A 15827-nucleotide genomic window follows, 5' to 3' on the forward strand; every position below is an offset into this window, starting at 1 on the left:
CTTACTCCTTGTTATGTTTTATATGGATTATTATGGATAGTTACAAGCTGACATATGCGTAGTTTAAATTTTATATTGTATATTTTTAACTTTAACGCTATAATTATAGTGTTAAAGATGGAATCGTGATATGACCTGTTATGAATCTATCGTTTTATTTATGAATAAATGGATTGGTATTTTAGCAAGATGTGCTAATAAACTACTCCACCATGATGATAGCGTGCCAAAAATGTGGTGCGTATATTTTCGTGGTGGAGTTTTTTTATTCTCAAAAAGGGGGAAAGACCATGAATGACAACATGGTTCATATTACAATTGACGGAAAAAAGTATACAGCGGAGCCCGGTTCAACGATATTGGGTGTTATTAATGAGAACGGGATTGAACATCCGCAAATTTGTTACGTGCCAGAAGTAGATCCTATTCAAACATGTGACACTTGTATTGTAGAAGTTGACGGAAAGTTAATGCGTTCTTGTTCGACGATAGCAACGGAAGGTATGAACATTGAACGTGCTTCTGTTCGCGCAAAAGAAGCACAAACAGAGGCGATGGATCGGTTACTAGAAAATCATTTATTATACTGTACAGTATGTGACAACAACAATGGGAACTGTAAACTGCATAATACAGCAGAATTAATGGAAATCGAACATCAAAAATATCCGTATGAACCGAAAGTAGATGTAAGTGAAGTTGATATGACGCATCCGTTTTATCGCTATGATCCTAATCAATGTATTGCATGCGGTCAATGTGTTGAGGTGTGTCAAAACTTACAAGTAAATGAAACGTTATCGATAGACTGGGAAGCGGAACGCCCACGAGTTATTTGGGATGAAGGAGTAAATATTAATGATTCTTCATGCGTTAGCTGTGGTCAATGTGTAACGATTTGTCCTTGTAACGCTTTAATGGAGAAAACGATGCTCGGTGAAGCTGGATTTATGACGGGATTAAAACCAGATATTCTTGAACCGATGGTAGATTTAATTAAAGAAGTTGAGCCTGGGTATAGCGGTATTTTTGCGGTATCAGAAGTGGAAGCGGCCATGCGTGATACTCGTACGAAGAAAACGAAAACAGTATGTACATTTTGTGGTGTAGGTTGTTCGTTTGAAGTGTGGACGAAGGGGCGTAAAATCCTTAAAGTACAGCCATCTTCAGATGCACCAGTTAACGCAATTTCCACTTGTGTAAAAGGGAAATTTGGTTGGGATTTCGTAAATTCTAAAGAACGAATAACAAAACCTTTAATTCGTAAAAATGGAACGTTTGTTGAATCTACATGGGAAGAAGCACTGAATGTAGTTGCAAATAAATTAGGCGCTATTAAAGAAGAGTACGGTAAAGGTTCTATTGGATTTATTTCTTCCTCTAAAATTACAAATGAAGACAATTATGTAATTCAAAAATTAGCTCGACAAGTATTTGGAACGAATAATATTGATAACTGCTCACGTTATTGCCAATCACCAGCAACGGATGGTTTGTTCCGTACAATTGGTATGGGCGGTGATGCCGGAACGATTAAAGATATTGCGCAATCTGGTCTTGTTATTATTGTGGGATGTAATCCGACAGAAGGTCATCCTGTTCTAGCTACACGTATTAAACGTGCACATAAATTACACGGACAAAAGTTAATTGTAGCTGATCTTCGTAAAACCGAAATGGCAGAGCGATCAGATGTCTTTATTAGTCCAAAACAAGGAACAGATCAAGTATGGTTAATGGCTGTTACGAAATATATGATCGATCAAGGTTGGCATGATCAAGAATTTATTAATGAGAATGTAAACTTCTTTGAAGATTTCAAAGAGAGCCTAGAAGAATATACACTTGAATATGCAGAAGAAGTAACAGGTATTTCAAAAGAAACACTTATTCAAATGGCTGAAATGATTCGTGATGCAGATGGTACATGTATCCTTTGGGGTATGGGGGTAACGCAAAATACAGGTGGTTCTGATACTTCCGCTGCAATTTCAAACTTACTTCTTGCAACAGGGAACTATCGTCGTCCAGGAGCAGGTGCATACCCACTTCGAGGTCACAATAACGTACAAGGTGCTTGTGATATGGGTACTTTACCAGGATGGCTTCCAGGATATCAGCACGTTACTAACGAAATGGAACGTGCGAAATTTGAAACTGCTTACGGAGTGAAAATTGATAGTGAACCAGGTCTTAATAATATTGAAATGCTTCACGCAATTGACGAAGGAAAAATGAAAGCAATGTATCTTGTCGGAGAAGATATGGCTCTTGTAGATTCTAATGCAAATCATGTACATGAAGTGTTGTCGAGCCTTGATTTCTTCGTTGTGCAAGATGTTTTCCTTTCTAAAACTGCTCAATATGCAGATGTTGTATTACCAGCAGCGCCATCTCTTGAGAAAGAAGGTACTTTCACAAATACAGAGCGCCGTGTCCAAAGATTATATCAAGTGCTTCCTACGCTAGGAGATGCGAAACCAGACTGGTGGATCGTCCAGGAGGTTGCGAATAAACTAGGGGCAAACTGGAATTATAGCCACCCAAGTGAAATCTTTGCTGAAATGGCAAGTTTATCACCATTATTCTCGCAAGCGAACTATGAAGTGCTTGAAGGATGGAACAGTTTCCATTGGGGAAGTTTTGATGGAACAAATACACCGCTTCTGTTCCAAGATGGATTTAACTTCCCAGATAAAAAAGCTCGTTTTGCGATTGCTGACTGGGTACGTCCAGCTGAATTTCCAGCTGAGTTCGACCTTCACATTAACAACGGTCGTATGCTTGAGCATTTCCATGAAGGGAATATGACAAATAAATCAACAGGTATTCAAACGAAAGTACCTGGTGTTTTCGTTGAAATCTCTCCAGACCTTGCAAAAGAACGTGGCGTAAAAACAGGTTCGTTAGTTCGTCTTGTCTCTCCTTTTGGAGCATTAAAATTACGTGCACTCGTTACAAATCGTGTAAAAGCGAATGAGTTATATTTACCGATGAACTCTACAGATAACGAAACGGCAATTAATTTCTTAACAGGTCCTGCTGTGGATGTACGTACGAATACACCTGCGTATAAACAAACGAAAGTGCGTATGGAAGTGTTAGAAGTTGATGGCGAAAATCCGATGCCAAAAGCGAACCCACGCAATAAAAAACGTCACCCTCAAGCTGGAATTGAGGTACATCGTAAGTGGGCACGTCCAGGGTATGTGCATTTAACGGATAAGTAGGAGGAGAAAACTATGGCTGCACCTATAAAAATGATTCAAAAACAAGAATTAACTGAGGAAGAAATAAAACAGCAAAAGTTAGATGATTTAAAAGAGCTTCTAACTAATAATGAGGAAGCTCTAAATCAGATGTTTAATATAGTAGGAGAATTAAATGACATTGGAATGCTAGAAGCTGCAAATTCAATGCTAAAAGCGAAAGAACCAATTGCGAAAATTGTTCTAGGTCAAGTAACTCGTGAGCCTGTTACAAATTTAATTAATAATATGATGGGTGCTGCAGGTGCGTTAACTGAACTTGACCCAGAACTTACGAAAAAGCTTATAGGTAGTTTATTAGTCGGACTAGAAGAAGGTAATGAACATCTAGAAAGTAATAAAAAAGTAGGGGTATTCGATCTTATGAAAGTTTTGAAAGACCCAGATATTAACCGTGCTATCGGGTTTGGGCTTCATTTCTTAAAAGGTATGGGGAAAGGGTTAAAAGACGAATAAACTTCATGAAGTGAACCTTTCTGCCCAAATATTTGTACGAAATAGTTTGGGCGGAAGGCTCATTTTGGTAAAATATATAATAAAGTAAAATGAGGCTTTTGGGAGGTATAATTGTATGTCAAAAAAAGTACATGAATTTAATGATATGATACGAAAACTTCGAAAGGAACTTTTCGGAAAAGGACCAGAACGAATTCATACTGTTTTTGCGGAAAATATGGCTATAGCGACTCTTTATGGAAACTTAACACCTACTGAAAAATTTATTTCAAGTACGATGGACGGTGCGGAAATGGTTCATATGGCTAGAACGAAAATGATTCAAGAAGTGTATGCTGTGAATTCACGTGAACATTTGGAGGAACTTGTTGGAGCGAAATTAGTGAATTTGTTTTCAGATATGAAAGTAGAAGAAGATATTGCAGTTTCTGTATTTGTTTTTGATAAAAATATAACGTGAGAGAAGGATACTGATCGTGAAACCGATACAGGTAGAAAGAGAAATCTTTCGTTATGAACAAGGAGCATTTAAACATATAGAGGACAGCATTGTAACAGAGTTTCCTGTCACCATTAAAATGAACGGACAGGAGTTTGTTACAATGGTTAGTACTCCAGAATATATAGAAGATATGGTAATAGGCTTCTTAGCGTCTGAAGGAATCATTCGGAAGTATGAAGATATTGATAGTGTATGGGTGCAGGAGAAAGAAGGATTTGTGCATGTAACAACGACAAAAGTAAATCCGTATTATGAACAAATGCAAAATAAACGCTATATTACGTCTTGTTGTGGTATGAGTAGGCAAGGGTTTGTTTTTGCAAATGATGCACTAAGTGCAAAAAAAATGAAGGGTGTCCATGTACAGGTTGCTGCAGAGGATTGTTTTCGGTTAATGAAAGAAATGCAGCAATCTGCGGATACGTTTCATCATACTGGTGGGGTTCATAATGCAGCTTTATGTGATGTGAATGGTATTATTTTAAGTCGAATGGATATTGGTAGGCATAATGCATTAGACAAAATTTACGGTTATTGTTTAAGAAACGATATTTCTATAAAAGATAAAATCATTGTTTTTAGTGGTCGTATTTCTTCGGAAATATTATTGAAAGTTGCAAAAATCGGTTGTGAAATTATACTATCAAAATCAGCTCCAACTGAGTTAGCTTTGCAACTAGCGGAAGATTTAGGTATTACGACAATAGGATTTATTCGTAATCACTCCTTAAATGTATATACCCATCCAGAACGTGTTTTAAATATAAAATAAAAGTGAGGCAATGAAGATGAAATCAGTTACATTAGACAAGTTGCAACGTCCGTTAAAGGATTTACGTATTTCAGTTACTGATCGCTGTAATTTTCGCTGTCGATATTGTATGCCAGAAGAAATATTTGGTCCTGATTACTCGTTTTTGTCTAATGATAAAATTTTATCTTTTGATGAAATTGAAAGGATAACACGTATTTTCGTTTCTTTAGGTGTGAGAAAATTACGGATTACGGGCGGAGAACCGTTACTTCGAAGAGGGCTTCCAAAGCTTATTGAGCGCCTTAATAAAATTGATGGTGTAGAAGATATCGGTTTAACAACCAATGGATCGTTACTTAAAAAGTTTGCTCCTGATTTATATAAGGCGGGACTATCACGTGTAACAGTTAGCTTAGATTCCTTAGAAGAAGAGCGGTTTTTCTATTTAAATGGTAATAGGAGCAAAGTGCAAAGGGTTCTGGAAGGAATACAGGCTGCAGCTGAAGTTGGAATGAAAATTAAAATAAACATGGTCGTTCAAAAGGGAAAAAACGAACAGGACATTTTGCAGATGGCGCAATATTTTAAGGAAAATAAGCATATTCTTCGTTTTATTGAGTATATGGATGTTGGAAATTATAATGGTTGGGATTTAAAAGAGGTCGTCTCTAAACAAGAAATAGTAGATACGATTCATCAAGTTATGCCGTTAGAACGGATAGAAGCAAATTATTCTGGTGAAGTGGCTACTAGGTATCGTTATATAGGAAGCGATGAGGAAATAGGTATTATTTCATCAGTAACAGATTCTTTTTGCTCATCATGTACGAGAGCTCGTATTTCTGCAGAAGGAAAATTATATACTTGCTTATTTGCTTCTAAAGGAAATGATTTAAGGGAATTGCTTCGTTCTGAACATACAGATGAGGACATTACAGATGTAGTACGCGATATATGGAATAATAGGGAAGATCGTTATTCAGATGAACGCTTAAATCATACAAATAAGAAAACAATACCTAAAATTGAAATGTCACATATCGGTGGTTAATATATAAAGCTAGCTTCATAGTGAAAAATGGAAAATTTACAAGAGTTGTGGGTTTTCTATTTTATAGTAAAAGTGATGATTGATATCTCTGTAAAAGATGTGCAGAGAAATTAAGCAGCATTCAAAAACCTTTATTTTGAGGAGGTTTTTTGAAGCTGCTTTTTTATTTGGAGAAAATGGAGGAATGGGTAATGGCATTTCATAAGCCGGAACAAATTGCTGAGCTTGTCATTGAGGCCGGTGTTCAAAAAGTAAGACAGACATTGCCAGCGATGCTTATTCTCGGTTTTTTAGGAGGAGCGTTTATTGCGATAGGTTTTTTACTTAACATTCGAGTTTTAGGGAATTTACCTGAGCGCTGGGGAAGTCTAGTGAATGTTTTAGGAGGAGCAGTATTTCCTGTTGGACTCATGCTCGTAGTATTAGCAGGAGGAGAATTAATTACGGGAAATATGATGTCACTGTCTATGGCGCTTTATGCAAAGAAAATTACATTGATAAGCGTACTCAATAACTGGGTTTGGATTACTCTCATGAATTTTATTGGGGCAATTTTCGTTGCGTATTGCTTTGGGCATCTTGGCGGATTAACAGAGGGAGAGTATTTAAATAAAACGGTAGCGATAGCGGAAGGGAAGTTACATGAATCATTTGGGAGAACTTTAATTTTAGCAATTGGTTGTAATTGGCTCGTTTGTCTTGCTCTTTGGCTCGCTTACGGGACGAGTGATTTTGTCGGAAAAATCATCGGAATTTGGATTCCAATTATGGCATTTGTAGTGATTGGATTTCAGCAAGTAGTAGCAAATATGTTTGTCATTTCCGCTGTTATTTTTGCTGGTCATCTAACGTGGATGGATCTGGCTAAAAATTTTGTTCCTGTTTTTATCGGAAATGTAATTGGAGGAGCTGGGTTTGTTGGTTTTGCTTACTTTGCTTGTTATCAGAAACAACATTCTAATATGAAATAGAGTTCTTGAGAGGAAGGGTATGTAATGGCTGATCGGTATTCACGACAACAGTTGTTCAAACCAATTGGGAGTAAAGGACAAGAAAAAATTCGAAATAAACATGTGTTAATTGTAGGGGCAGGCGCATTAGGAAGTGCAAGTGCCGAAAGTTTCGTACGTGCAGGTGTTGGCAAGTTGACGATTATTGATCGTGACTACGTTGAATGGAGTAATTTACAAAGGCAACAATTGTACTCTGAACAAAATGCGAGAGAGAAAATGCCGAAAGCAATTGCTGCAAAAAATCGGTTAGAACAAATTAATTCTGAAGTACAAATACATGCTTTCGTAATGGATGCAACTTCAGAAAATATGGAAGGTCTATTAAAAAATGTAGATGTAATCATTGATGCAACAGATAATTTTGATATTCGATTTGTAATAAATGATTTATCACAAAAACATAATATTCCGTGGGTATATGGTTCTTGCGTTGGATCGTATGGTATGAGTTATACAATTATTCCACAAGAGACACCGTGTTTACATTGTATGCTTAAAAATATTCCTGTTACAGGTGTGACATGTGATACCGCTGGAATTATTAGCCCTACTGTTCAAATCGTCGCAGCATATCAAGTGGCAGAAGCACTCAAAATTTTAGTGGAAGATTTCTCAGCAATTAGAAAAACATTTTTCATGTTTGATATATGGAGTAATCAAAATCATTTTATAAAATTAGGGAAAATAAAAACAGACGCTTGTCTCTCATGCGGTTCAAATCGAACTTATCCTTATTTATCATACGAAAACCAAACGAAAGCAGCTGTTTTATGCGGAAGAAATACAGTTCAAATTAGAACAGTAGACAATAAGAAATACAATTTTGATGATATAGAAAAAGTATTAAAAAAATTGGGGAAAGTAGATCGGAATCCGTATTTACTATCTTGCCGATTCGATGATTACCGCATCGTTGTTTTTCAGGATGATCGTGTTTTTATTCATGGTACAAATGATATTTCGAAAGCGAAACAACTATATTATCGCGTATTCGGTTAATAGAGAGGGTGTCAATAATGGAAAGAAGAGTGCCAATTACGGTTGAAGAAGCTGTTCGTAAAGTGATGGGATTTGCTGATAAAGGCTTAAAGGAGCTATTACCAATTGAATTAGCTTATGGACGTATATTAGCAGAGGATTTAGTAGCTGACCATGATGTGCCGTCATTTAATCGTTCGCCGTATGACGGATTTGCTATTCGAGCAGAAGATACTAATTTAGCAAGTTATGAAACGCCAATTGTATTTGAAGTAATGGGTGAAATTGGCGCAGGATCGCTATTCCATGAGAAAGTAGGTCCGTTTCAAGCAGTTCGAATTATGACGGGAGCACAAATTCCGAATGGGTGTGATGCGGTTGTTATGTTAGAGCTGACTCGTCAATATGAGAAGAATGGCAACAATTATATGGAAGTGAAGCGATCATTCAAAACGGGCGACAATATTTCTTTTCAAGGTGAAGATGCTCGTAAAGGAACAGTTCTTGCAAAGAAGGGATCGTACATTAATCCAGGTATTTCAGCTCTTCTTGCTACATTCGGTTATAGTGAAGTACCAGTTGCGAGAAAGCCTGTAATTGGACTGTTAGCGACTGGGAGTGAATTACTGGATGTCAATGATTCATTACAGCCAGGGAAAATCCGAAACAGTAATACGTACATGATATTGTCTCAAATTCGAAGAGCGGGCGGAAGAGTAAAATATTTTGGGAAGTTTAGTGATGATTTTAATACGTGTTTTACAGCTGTGAAAGAAGCGCTTGGCCAAGTAGATATGTTAATTACAACGGGCGGTGTATCAGTAGGAGATTATGATTATTTACCAGCTATTTACGAAAAGTTAGGTGCATCTGTTCTTTTTAATAAAGTTGCAATGCGACCAGGAAGTGTTACGACTGTAGCACAATTAAATGGCAAGTTATTATTTGGTTTATCAGGAAATCCATCAGCTTGTTACGTAGGGTTTGAATTATTCGTAAGACCGTGTATTCGGACGTATATGTTTAGTGAAAAAGTACATTTAAAAAGAGAAAAAGCGTTATTAGGAGAAGATTTTCTAAAACCGAATCCATTTACAAGATTTGTACGAGCAGAATTGCAATATGATGAGGGGAAATTAATCGTTTATCCATCAGGGTTTGATAAATCTAGCTCAGTTTCTTCATTGGCAGAATCCAACGCGTTTATCGTATTGCCGGGCGGGACAAGAGGATATAAAAAAGATATGTTTGTCGATGTTCTTTTATTAGAAGATAACGAAGGTAGTGAATGGCCTTGGACATTTCATAAAGTGAGAGGTGGTTTTAATGGAACAAGTGCTATTTGAGATTGTAGATAATCCGATTTTAGTTGAAGAAGTAACGAATAAAGTCGCAAGAAGAGAAGCAGGTGCGATTACAACATTTATTGGTACGGTGAGAGAATTAACAAAAGGAAAACGAACGCTACATTTAGAGTATGAAGCATATAAACCGATGGCAGTAAAACAACTTATGAGAATTGGAGAAGAAATTTGTGAAAGATGGCCGGATACAAAAGTAGCAATTACGCACCGTGTAGGGCAGCTAGAAATAATGGATATTGCGGTAGTCATTGCAGTTTCATCACCGCATCGTAAAGTAGCTTATGAAGCGAATGAGTACGCGATTGAACGTATAAAACGAATTGTTCCAATTTGGAAAAAAGAATTTTGGGAAGATGGAACGATGTGGATTGGAGATCAACTTGAAAATACACCATATCCAGAAGGAAAACCAAAGAAGGAAGAATGAGAAAATGATTATAATTTTATTGTTTGCAAATTTGCGTGAGGAAGTTGGATCGGATCGATTAGTGATTTCAGAAAAGCAAGAAATGACAGTGCAACAATTAAAAGAATGGCTTAAAGCCAGCTATTGTTTACAATCGTTGGATAAAGTGATGGTCGCTGTTAACGAAGAGTTTGTAATGAATGAAGAGATGATAAAAGCTGGAGATATAGTCGCATTAATCCCGCCTGTTAGCGGTGGATGATAAGCTTTTTCACCAGATGAAGCGCCAAGAAAATGTTGTATATAAATTAGAATAAGAGAAGGGATGAGTTCTATGCTTACTCAAGAACAAATAATGAATGCATTAAAACATGTAGAGGATCCAGAGTTACACAAAAGTGTTGTAGAATTAAATATGGTTAGAAATATACAAATGAACGGAACAGAGGTTAAACTTGAAGTAGTACTAACAATCCAAGGTTGTCCGTTAAAAGCAAAAATTCAACAAGATATTGAAGAATCACTTCACGCAATTGGTGCCTCTAAAGTGGAAGTAACATTTGGTTCTATGACACAAGAAGAACGTACAGCTTTAACAGAGAAATTAAAGAAAAATACTAGAACAGAAACTGGTATGCCGAGCATGCTTCGCCCGGATTCAGGAGTACGTTTTATTACTGTAACGAGCGGAAAAGGCGGAGTTGGAAAATCAACGGTGACAATTAATCTTGCAACTGCACTAGCGCGTATGGGCAAAAAGGTGGGGATATTAGATGCAGATATATATGGTTTTAGTATTCCAGCTATGATGGAAACGAATAAGAAACCAACGATGATTGATCAAACGGCAATTCCAGTCATTAGTCACGGTGTTAAAATCATGTCGATGGGATTTTTTACAGAAGGAAATAACCCAGTTATGTGGCGCGGACCGATGCTAAATAAATGGATTCAAAATTTTCTTGCGAATACGCACTGGGGAGAATTAGATTATTTATTACTTGATTTACCACCAGGTACAGGAGATGTTGCGATCGATGTTGCAGCGATGATTCCGCAAGCGAAAGAAATAATTGTTACAACTCCGCACAATGTAGCTTCATTCGTTGCTTCAAGAGTCGGTGTAATGGCAAAACATACGAAGCATGAGATTTTAGGTATTGTGGAAAATATGGCTTATTATGAAGAACAAGATGGATCGAAAAATTATCTCTTCGGAAAAGGCGGCGGCGAAATGCTTGCAGAACAATTGCAAACAGAAGTAATTGCTCAAATACCTTTTGCGAAACGTGAAGAAAATAATGGTTCATCTGTATATGATGAAGATTCTCTTGTTGGAGAAGTGTTTACATCGTTAGCTGAGGATATTATTTATAGAGGATAGAGGGGGAAGTTTAGTATGGCATGTAACATTGATCATTCTATTGAAGATGTGATGAATAAGCTTGAAAGTCAAAAGAGTTTTTTATCAGAAGAGATTTTTAAAGGGTTAAAAAATTTTTTACAAGGTAATCACTCACAAGAAATATTAAATGATGTATTTCATCTTTTAAAAAAGTATGACTTAGTAAGTGAAGAAGAAAGAGAGACGAGAAATAATCAATTATTGTTGATTATAAAATAAGTATACTTTGGCTTTTGTTTTGTAACGGGAGGGGTAAATGGAATGGATATGAAAAAGATGATTGAAATGATAGAAGCAACAAAAGTGACTAAAGAAGAATTATCAATTTCTACTTTACATCAAGAGCTTGTGAAGTTATATAGTCAAAAAAATGTTGCTCATTATACCGAGTTATTAAAGTATATTTTATCATTATCCGTGCAGCTCAACCTACATCTTGTATTGAAATATTTTGGCGTGCGACCGGTTGTTGCGACAGATGAGCGTATGCAATTTCAAGAGATATTTAAATGCTTAGCTAAGAAAGATGAGAATGGGGAATGGTTTCTAAATTTTGTTTCTTTATATGTAGGGCTAATTGTAGTTCTTCGTTTTGATGAGAAAGTGATTGAGAGCAATTTTTTTGATGATATGGTAGTGGATGAATGTAATGAAATATAGGATTCTGCTCATAACATTTTTCTATATTAAATGCTTTAACTGCTATTTTAGTTGGTTATGTAAATATGAAGGTAACTAATTAAGAAAAAGGAATGAAACTAGTTGGATAAAAAGAGTTCTTCAGTTGTTTCCGTCGTTTTTTCGTGTTACCATTAAGCGAATTTTTCATAAGGAGAGAAAGCGATGAAATGGATTTATTTTCTTATTATTAACATTATAGCTTTTAGCCTTATGGGGCTCGATAAACGAAAAGCGAAGAAGAAACAGTGGAGAACGCCAGAAAGTACGTTGTTTTTATCAGCGGCAGCTGGGGGAGCAGTTGGAGCTTGGATTGGCATGTATATGTTTCATCATAAAACTCATAAAAAGAAATTTGTTTTCGGCATACCGTTACTTGTTGTAATAACGGTATGTTTATTATTCGTTGTATGAGAAATGTCGAAAGAAATGCAGATTGATTATTGGTAAATTGAGCATGTGAGACCGTATAATGGAGAAAAAATGAGAAGAGGAGAAAAAGGAAGATGGGGAGTCAATCAGCAGAGCAAAAAAAAGGGATACTATATGCGGCTGGTGCTTACACGATGTGGGGAATCCTACCGATTTATTGGAAATGGGTTGAGGAAGTTCCAGCAGATGAAATATTAGCACACCGCATCGTTTGGGCGTTTGTTTTTATGTTACTCGTATTAGGTGTTACGAAGAGGTTTCGCCAGTTTATTGGGGAATTTGTGAATCTTTTTAAACGACCTAAATTATTAATGTCATTAACAATAGCTTCAGTCTTGATTAGTGGAAACTGGTTTGTTTACATATGGGCCGTTAATCATAATCATGTTATTGAAGCGAGTCTTGGCTATTATATTAATCCGCTTATTAGTATTTTACTTGGTACAGTCGTTTTAAAGGAAAAGTTAAACTTCTGGCAATATGTTGCAGTTGGTTTAGCTGGAGTGGGGGTTATCATTTTAACAGTACGTTTCGGGGCTATCCCGTGGGTTTCTTTATCACTTGCCCTTTCATTTGGATTATACGGATTAACGAAAAAATTGTTAAACTATGATGCGACAATTGGACTTACGATGGAAACGATGTTAGTAACGCCGTTTGCGATTATTTATCTAGTAATGACAGGAGTACATGGTTTCGGCTCATTTGGCTCTATCTCAATGTTATCGACATTACTATTAATAGGAGCGGGTATTGTTACAGCTCTACCACTTTTTTATTTTGCAAAAGGAGCCCAACTTATTCCGCTTTATATGGTAGGTTTTTTACAATATATTGCACCAACAATTAGCTTAATTTTAGGTGTATTCGTATTTGGTGAACATTTCACATCTACTCATATGATTGCATTTTTCTGTATATGGGTTGCATTATTTGTATTCTCGGTAGCGAAGACTAAGTTTTTAGTGCAGAAACAACCGAAATTTATAAAAAATAAATCAGCAAAAGTATCATAATGCGTAGTATTTTCTACGCATTTTTCTTTATACTGATACTATATAGGATTTCCATTATAGCTAGTAAGGAGCTGAGAACATGGAAACAATTTTACATAATGATCCGCTTATGGCAGCTGTAATTTCATGGTTTTTAGCACAATTAACGAAAGTAGTCTTTAAATTAGTTAAAACAGGTGAATTTGATTTTGCAAAGTTTTTTGCTTCAGGTGGGATGCCAAGTTCTCATGCTTCAACAGTTACAGCGCTTGCTACAGGAGTTGGAGTAGTGGAAGGTGTGGAAAGCTCGATGTTTGCGGTTGCTACTATTTTTGCCATTATTGTTATGTATGATGCTTCAGGAGTAAGGCTTGCAGTAAGTAAACAAGCAAAAATATTGAATGACTTTTTTCACGGTAGAGAAACAGAATATAAGAAGTTAAATGAACTTGTTGGGCATACACCGTATGAAGTAGTAGTCGGTGCTTTATTAGGAATTATTGTCGGAGTAGGGTATTGTTTATGAGCAGAACATTTTATATGTTCTGCTTTTCTTTGTTTTTATACATATTCAGCTACCTTTTTGAATATCGTTATACGGATTTCGAAAGGGTGGGTGAGTAACTTGTTATTATATGAAAAAGTGCATGAAGAAATAGCGAGAAGAACAACTGCACTTCAAACAATGCAACGGCAAGATGGTACGTGGCGGTTTTGTTTTGAAGGAGCTCCATTAACAGATTGCCATATGATTTTTTTATTAAAATTATTAGGTAGAGATAAAGAGATAGAACCGTTTGTGAAAAGATTAGCATCACTTCAAACAAATGAAGGAACATGGAAATTGTATGAAGATGAGGTGGGAGGTAATTTATCAGCTACCATTCAATCTTATGCCGCCTTACTTGCATCGGAAAAATACACAAAAGAAGATGCGAATATGAAGCGAGCGGAAATGTTTATAAATGAGCGCGGTGGGGTAGCACGTGCTCATTTTATGACGAAGTTTTTATTAGCGATTCATGGAGAATATGAATATCCTTCTCTTTTTCATTTGCCAACACCAATTATGTTTCTGCAGAATGATTCCCCTCTCAGTATATTTGAATTGAGTAGCTCAGCACGTATTCATTTAATTCCGATGATGTTGTGTTTAAATAAAAGATTTCGAGTAGGGAAAAAGTTATTGCCAAATTTAAATCACATTGCAGGCGGGGGCGGAGAATGGTTTCGAGAGGATCGGTCTCCAGTTTTTCAAACGTTAGTAAGTGACGTGAAGAAAATTATAACGTATCCACTTTCTTTGCATCATAAAGGATATGAGGAAGTAGAACGTTTTATGAAAGAGCGTATTGATGAAAATGGAACATTATATAGCTACGCAACTGCCTCGTTTTATATGATTTATGCTTTACTTGCATTAGGACATTCTATTCAATCACCAATTATTGAGAAGGCTATAATGGGAATTACATCTTATATATGGAAGGTGGAGAGAGGGAGCCATTTGCAAAACTCTCCATCAACTATATGGGATACAGCTTTACTCAGTTATGCTTTGCAAGAAGCTCAAGTTCCGAAAGCAAGTAAAGTGATTCAAAATGCATCAGCATATTTACTAAGAAAACAGCAAAGGAAGAAAGTAGATTGGAGTGTACATGCACCGGATCTCTTCCCGGGTGGTTGGGGCTTTTCGGATGTGAATACGACGATTCCAGATATTGATGATACAACTGCTGTGTTAAGAGCATTGGCGCGAAGTAGAGGGAACGAAAATGTAGATAATGCTTGGAAGCGAGCGGTTAATTGGGTTAAAGGATTGCAAAATAATGATGGTGGTTGGGGGGCTTTTGAAAAAGGGGTAACGAGCCGTATATTAGCAAATTTACCAATCGAAAATGCAAGTGATATGATTACAGACCCTTCTACACCAGATATTACAGGAAGAGTGTTAGAATTTTTCGGAACGTATACGCAAAATGAATTGCCCGAGAAACAAAAACAAAGTGCGATAAATTGGTTAATGAATGTACAAGAGGAAAATGGATCGTGGTATGGGAAATGGGGAATTTGTTATATATATGGTACGTGGGCAGTGTTGACTGGTTTACGGTCACTAGGAATACCATCTAGCGATTCATCATTGAAACGAGCCGTTTTATGGCTTGAACATATACAGCATGAAGATGGTGGCTGGGGAGAATCTTGCCAAAGTAGTGTGGAAAAAAGATTTGTTACTTTGCCATTTAGTACACCATCCCAAACAGCATGGGCGTTAGATGCCCTCATTTCTTACTATGATAAAGAAACGCCAGTTATTCGAAAAGGTATTTCATATTTGCTCTCCAACCCTTATATAAATGAAAAATATCCTACTGGAACAGGTTTACCAGGTGGGTTTTATATTCGTTATCATAGTTATGCTCATATATATCCGTTGCTTACTTTGGCTCATTATGCAAAAAAATATAGAAAATAAACCGAGAGATGTCTCTCGGTTTATTTTGTTGGGTAGTAGGTCCCT

General features: G+C 36.5%; 17 protein-coding genes. All 17 read left to right on the top strand.

The window, feature by feature from the left end:
- The first annotated feature begins 290 nt into the window (after positions 1-290).
- The 17 genes from fdhF (at position 291) to ACK1U5_RS00830 (ending at position 15782) form a co-directional block, all read left to right on the top strand.
- On the top strand, positions 291-3230 hold the full coding sequence (gene fdhF / locus ACK1U5_RS00750; RefSeq protein WP_087875636.1) for a formate dehydrogenase subunit alpha: 2940 nt from the start codon (positions 291-293) through the stop codon (positions 3228-3230).
- 12 nt (positions 3231-3242) lie between these two features.
- A complete protein-coding gene (locus tag ACK1U5_RS00755; protein WP_000729897.1) occupies positions 3243-3725 on the top strand; it encodes a DUF1641 domain-containing protein in 483 nt (160 codons plus the stop codon).
- Between the two features lie 115 nt (positions 3726-3840).
- Entirely contained in the window at positions 3841-4185 is a 345-nt protein-coding gene (locus ACK1U5_RS00760; RefSeq protein ID WP_000039583.1) for a DUF2294 domain-containing protein, read from the top strand.
- 16 nt (positions 4186-4201) lie between these two features.
- A complete protein-coding gene (fdhD, locus tag ACK1U5_RS00765) occupies positions 4202-4999 on the top strand; it encodes a formate dehydrogenase accessory sulfurtransferase FdhD (protein WP_000802689.1) in 798 nt (265 codons plus the stop codon).
- A gap of 16 nt (positions 5000-5015) precedes the next feature.
- Complete coding sequence (moaA, locus tag ACK1U5_RS00770) at positions 5016-6032, top strand: GTP 3',8-cyclase MoaA (RefSeq protein ID WP_000844124.1); 1017 nt, start codon at positions 5016-5018, stop codon at positions 6030-6032.
- A 191-nt stretch (positions 6033-6223) separates the two neighbouring features.
- Positions 6224-7003, top strand: coding sequence for a formate/nitrite transporter family protein (locus tag ACK1U5_RS00775; RefSeq protein ID WP_000863998.1), 780 nt, complete (start codon positions 6224-6226; stop codon positions 7001-7003).
- Positions 7004-7027: 24 nt separating this feature from the next.
- On the top strand, positions 7028-8044 hold the full coding sequence (locus ACK1U5_RS00780; protein ID WP_084064048.1) for a molybdopterin-synthase adenylyltransferase MoeB: 1017 nt from the start codon (positions 7028-7030) through the stop codon (positions 8042-8044).
- 17 nt (positions 8045-8061) lie between these two features.
- A complete protein-coding gene (locus ACK1U5_RS00785) occupies positions 8062-9369 on the top strand; it encodes a molybdopterin molybdotransferase MoeA (protein ID WP_113710636.1) in 1308 nt (435 codons plus the stop codon).
- Positions 9350-9814, top strand: a complete 465-nt coding sequence (moaE, locus tag ACK1U5_RS00790; protein WP_069605278.1) for a molybdopterin synthase catalytic subunit MoaE — start codon at positions 9350-9352, stop codon at positions 9812-9814. The genes ACK1U5_RS00785 and moaE overlap by 20 nt, the downstream gene beginning before the upstream one ends.
- Positions 9815-9818: 4 nt before the next feature.
- The gene (gene moaD, locus ACK1U5_RS00795; RefSeq protein ID WP_000583943.1) at positions 9819-10055 is read left to right on the top strand and encodes a molybdopterin converting factor subunit 1; all 237 of its coding nucleotides are present in this window, start codon (positions 9819-9821) and stop codon (positions 10053-10055) included.
- Positions 10056-10127: 72 nt separating this feature from the next.
- A complete protein-coding gene (locus ACK1U5_RS00800) occupies positions 10128-11177 on the top strand; it encodes a P-loop NTPase (protein WP_000957509.1) in 1050 nt (349 codons plus the stop codon).
- 15 nt (positions 11178-11192) lie between these two features.
- Entirely contained in the window at positions 11193-11417 is a 225-nt protein-coding gene (locus ACK1U5_RS00805; RefSeq protein WP_000752383.1) for a hypothetical protein, read from the top strand.
- 42 nt (positions 11418-11459) lie between these two features.
- The gene (locus ACK1U5_RS00810) at positions 11460-11858 is read left to right on the top strand and encodes a hypothetical protein (protein ID WP_000367289.1); all 399 of its coding nucleotides are present in this window, start codon (positions 11460-11462) and stop codon (positions 11856-11858) included.
- A gap of 183 nt (positions 11859-12041) precedes the next feature.
- The gene (locus ACK1U5_RS00815) at positions 12042-12290 is read left to right on the top strand and encodes a DUF1294 domain-containing protein (protein WP_000871346.1); all 249 of its coding nucleotides are present in this window, start codon (positions 12042-12044) and stop codon (positions 12288-12290) included.
- A gap of 92 nt (positions 12291-12382) precedes the next feature.
- Positions 12383-13324 carry an EamA family transporter RarD gene (gene rarD, locus ACK1U5_RS00820; protein WP_000535537.1) on the top strand — a complete coding sequence of 314 codons (942 nt, stop codon included), beginning with the start codon at positions 12383-12385 and terminating at the stop codon, positions 13322-13324.
- 79 nt (positions 13325-13403) lie between these two features.
- Positions 13404-13829 (top strand): divergent PAP2 family protein, encoded by a 426-nt coding sequence (locus tag ACK1U5_RS00825; protein WP_000447820.1) that lies wholly within the window; start codon positions 13404-13406, stop codon positions 13827-13829.
- A gap of 99 nt (positions 13830-13928) precedes the next feature.
- Positions 13929-15782, top strand: coding sequence for a terpene cyclase/mutase family protein (locus ACK1U5_RS00830; protein WP_069605277.1), 1854 nt, complete (start codon positions 13929-13931; stop codon positions 15780-15782).
- Positions 15783-15827: the final 45 nt, after the last annotated feature.

The sequence above is a fragment of the Bacillus sp. XB1 genome (assembly GCF_053557995.1).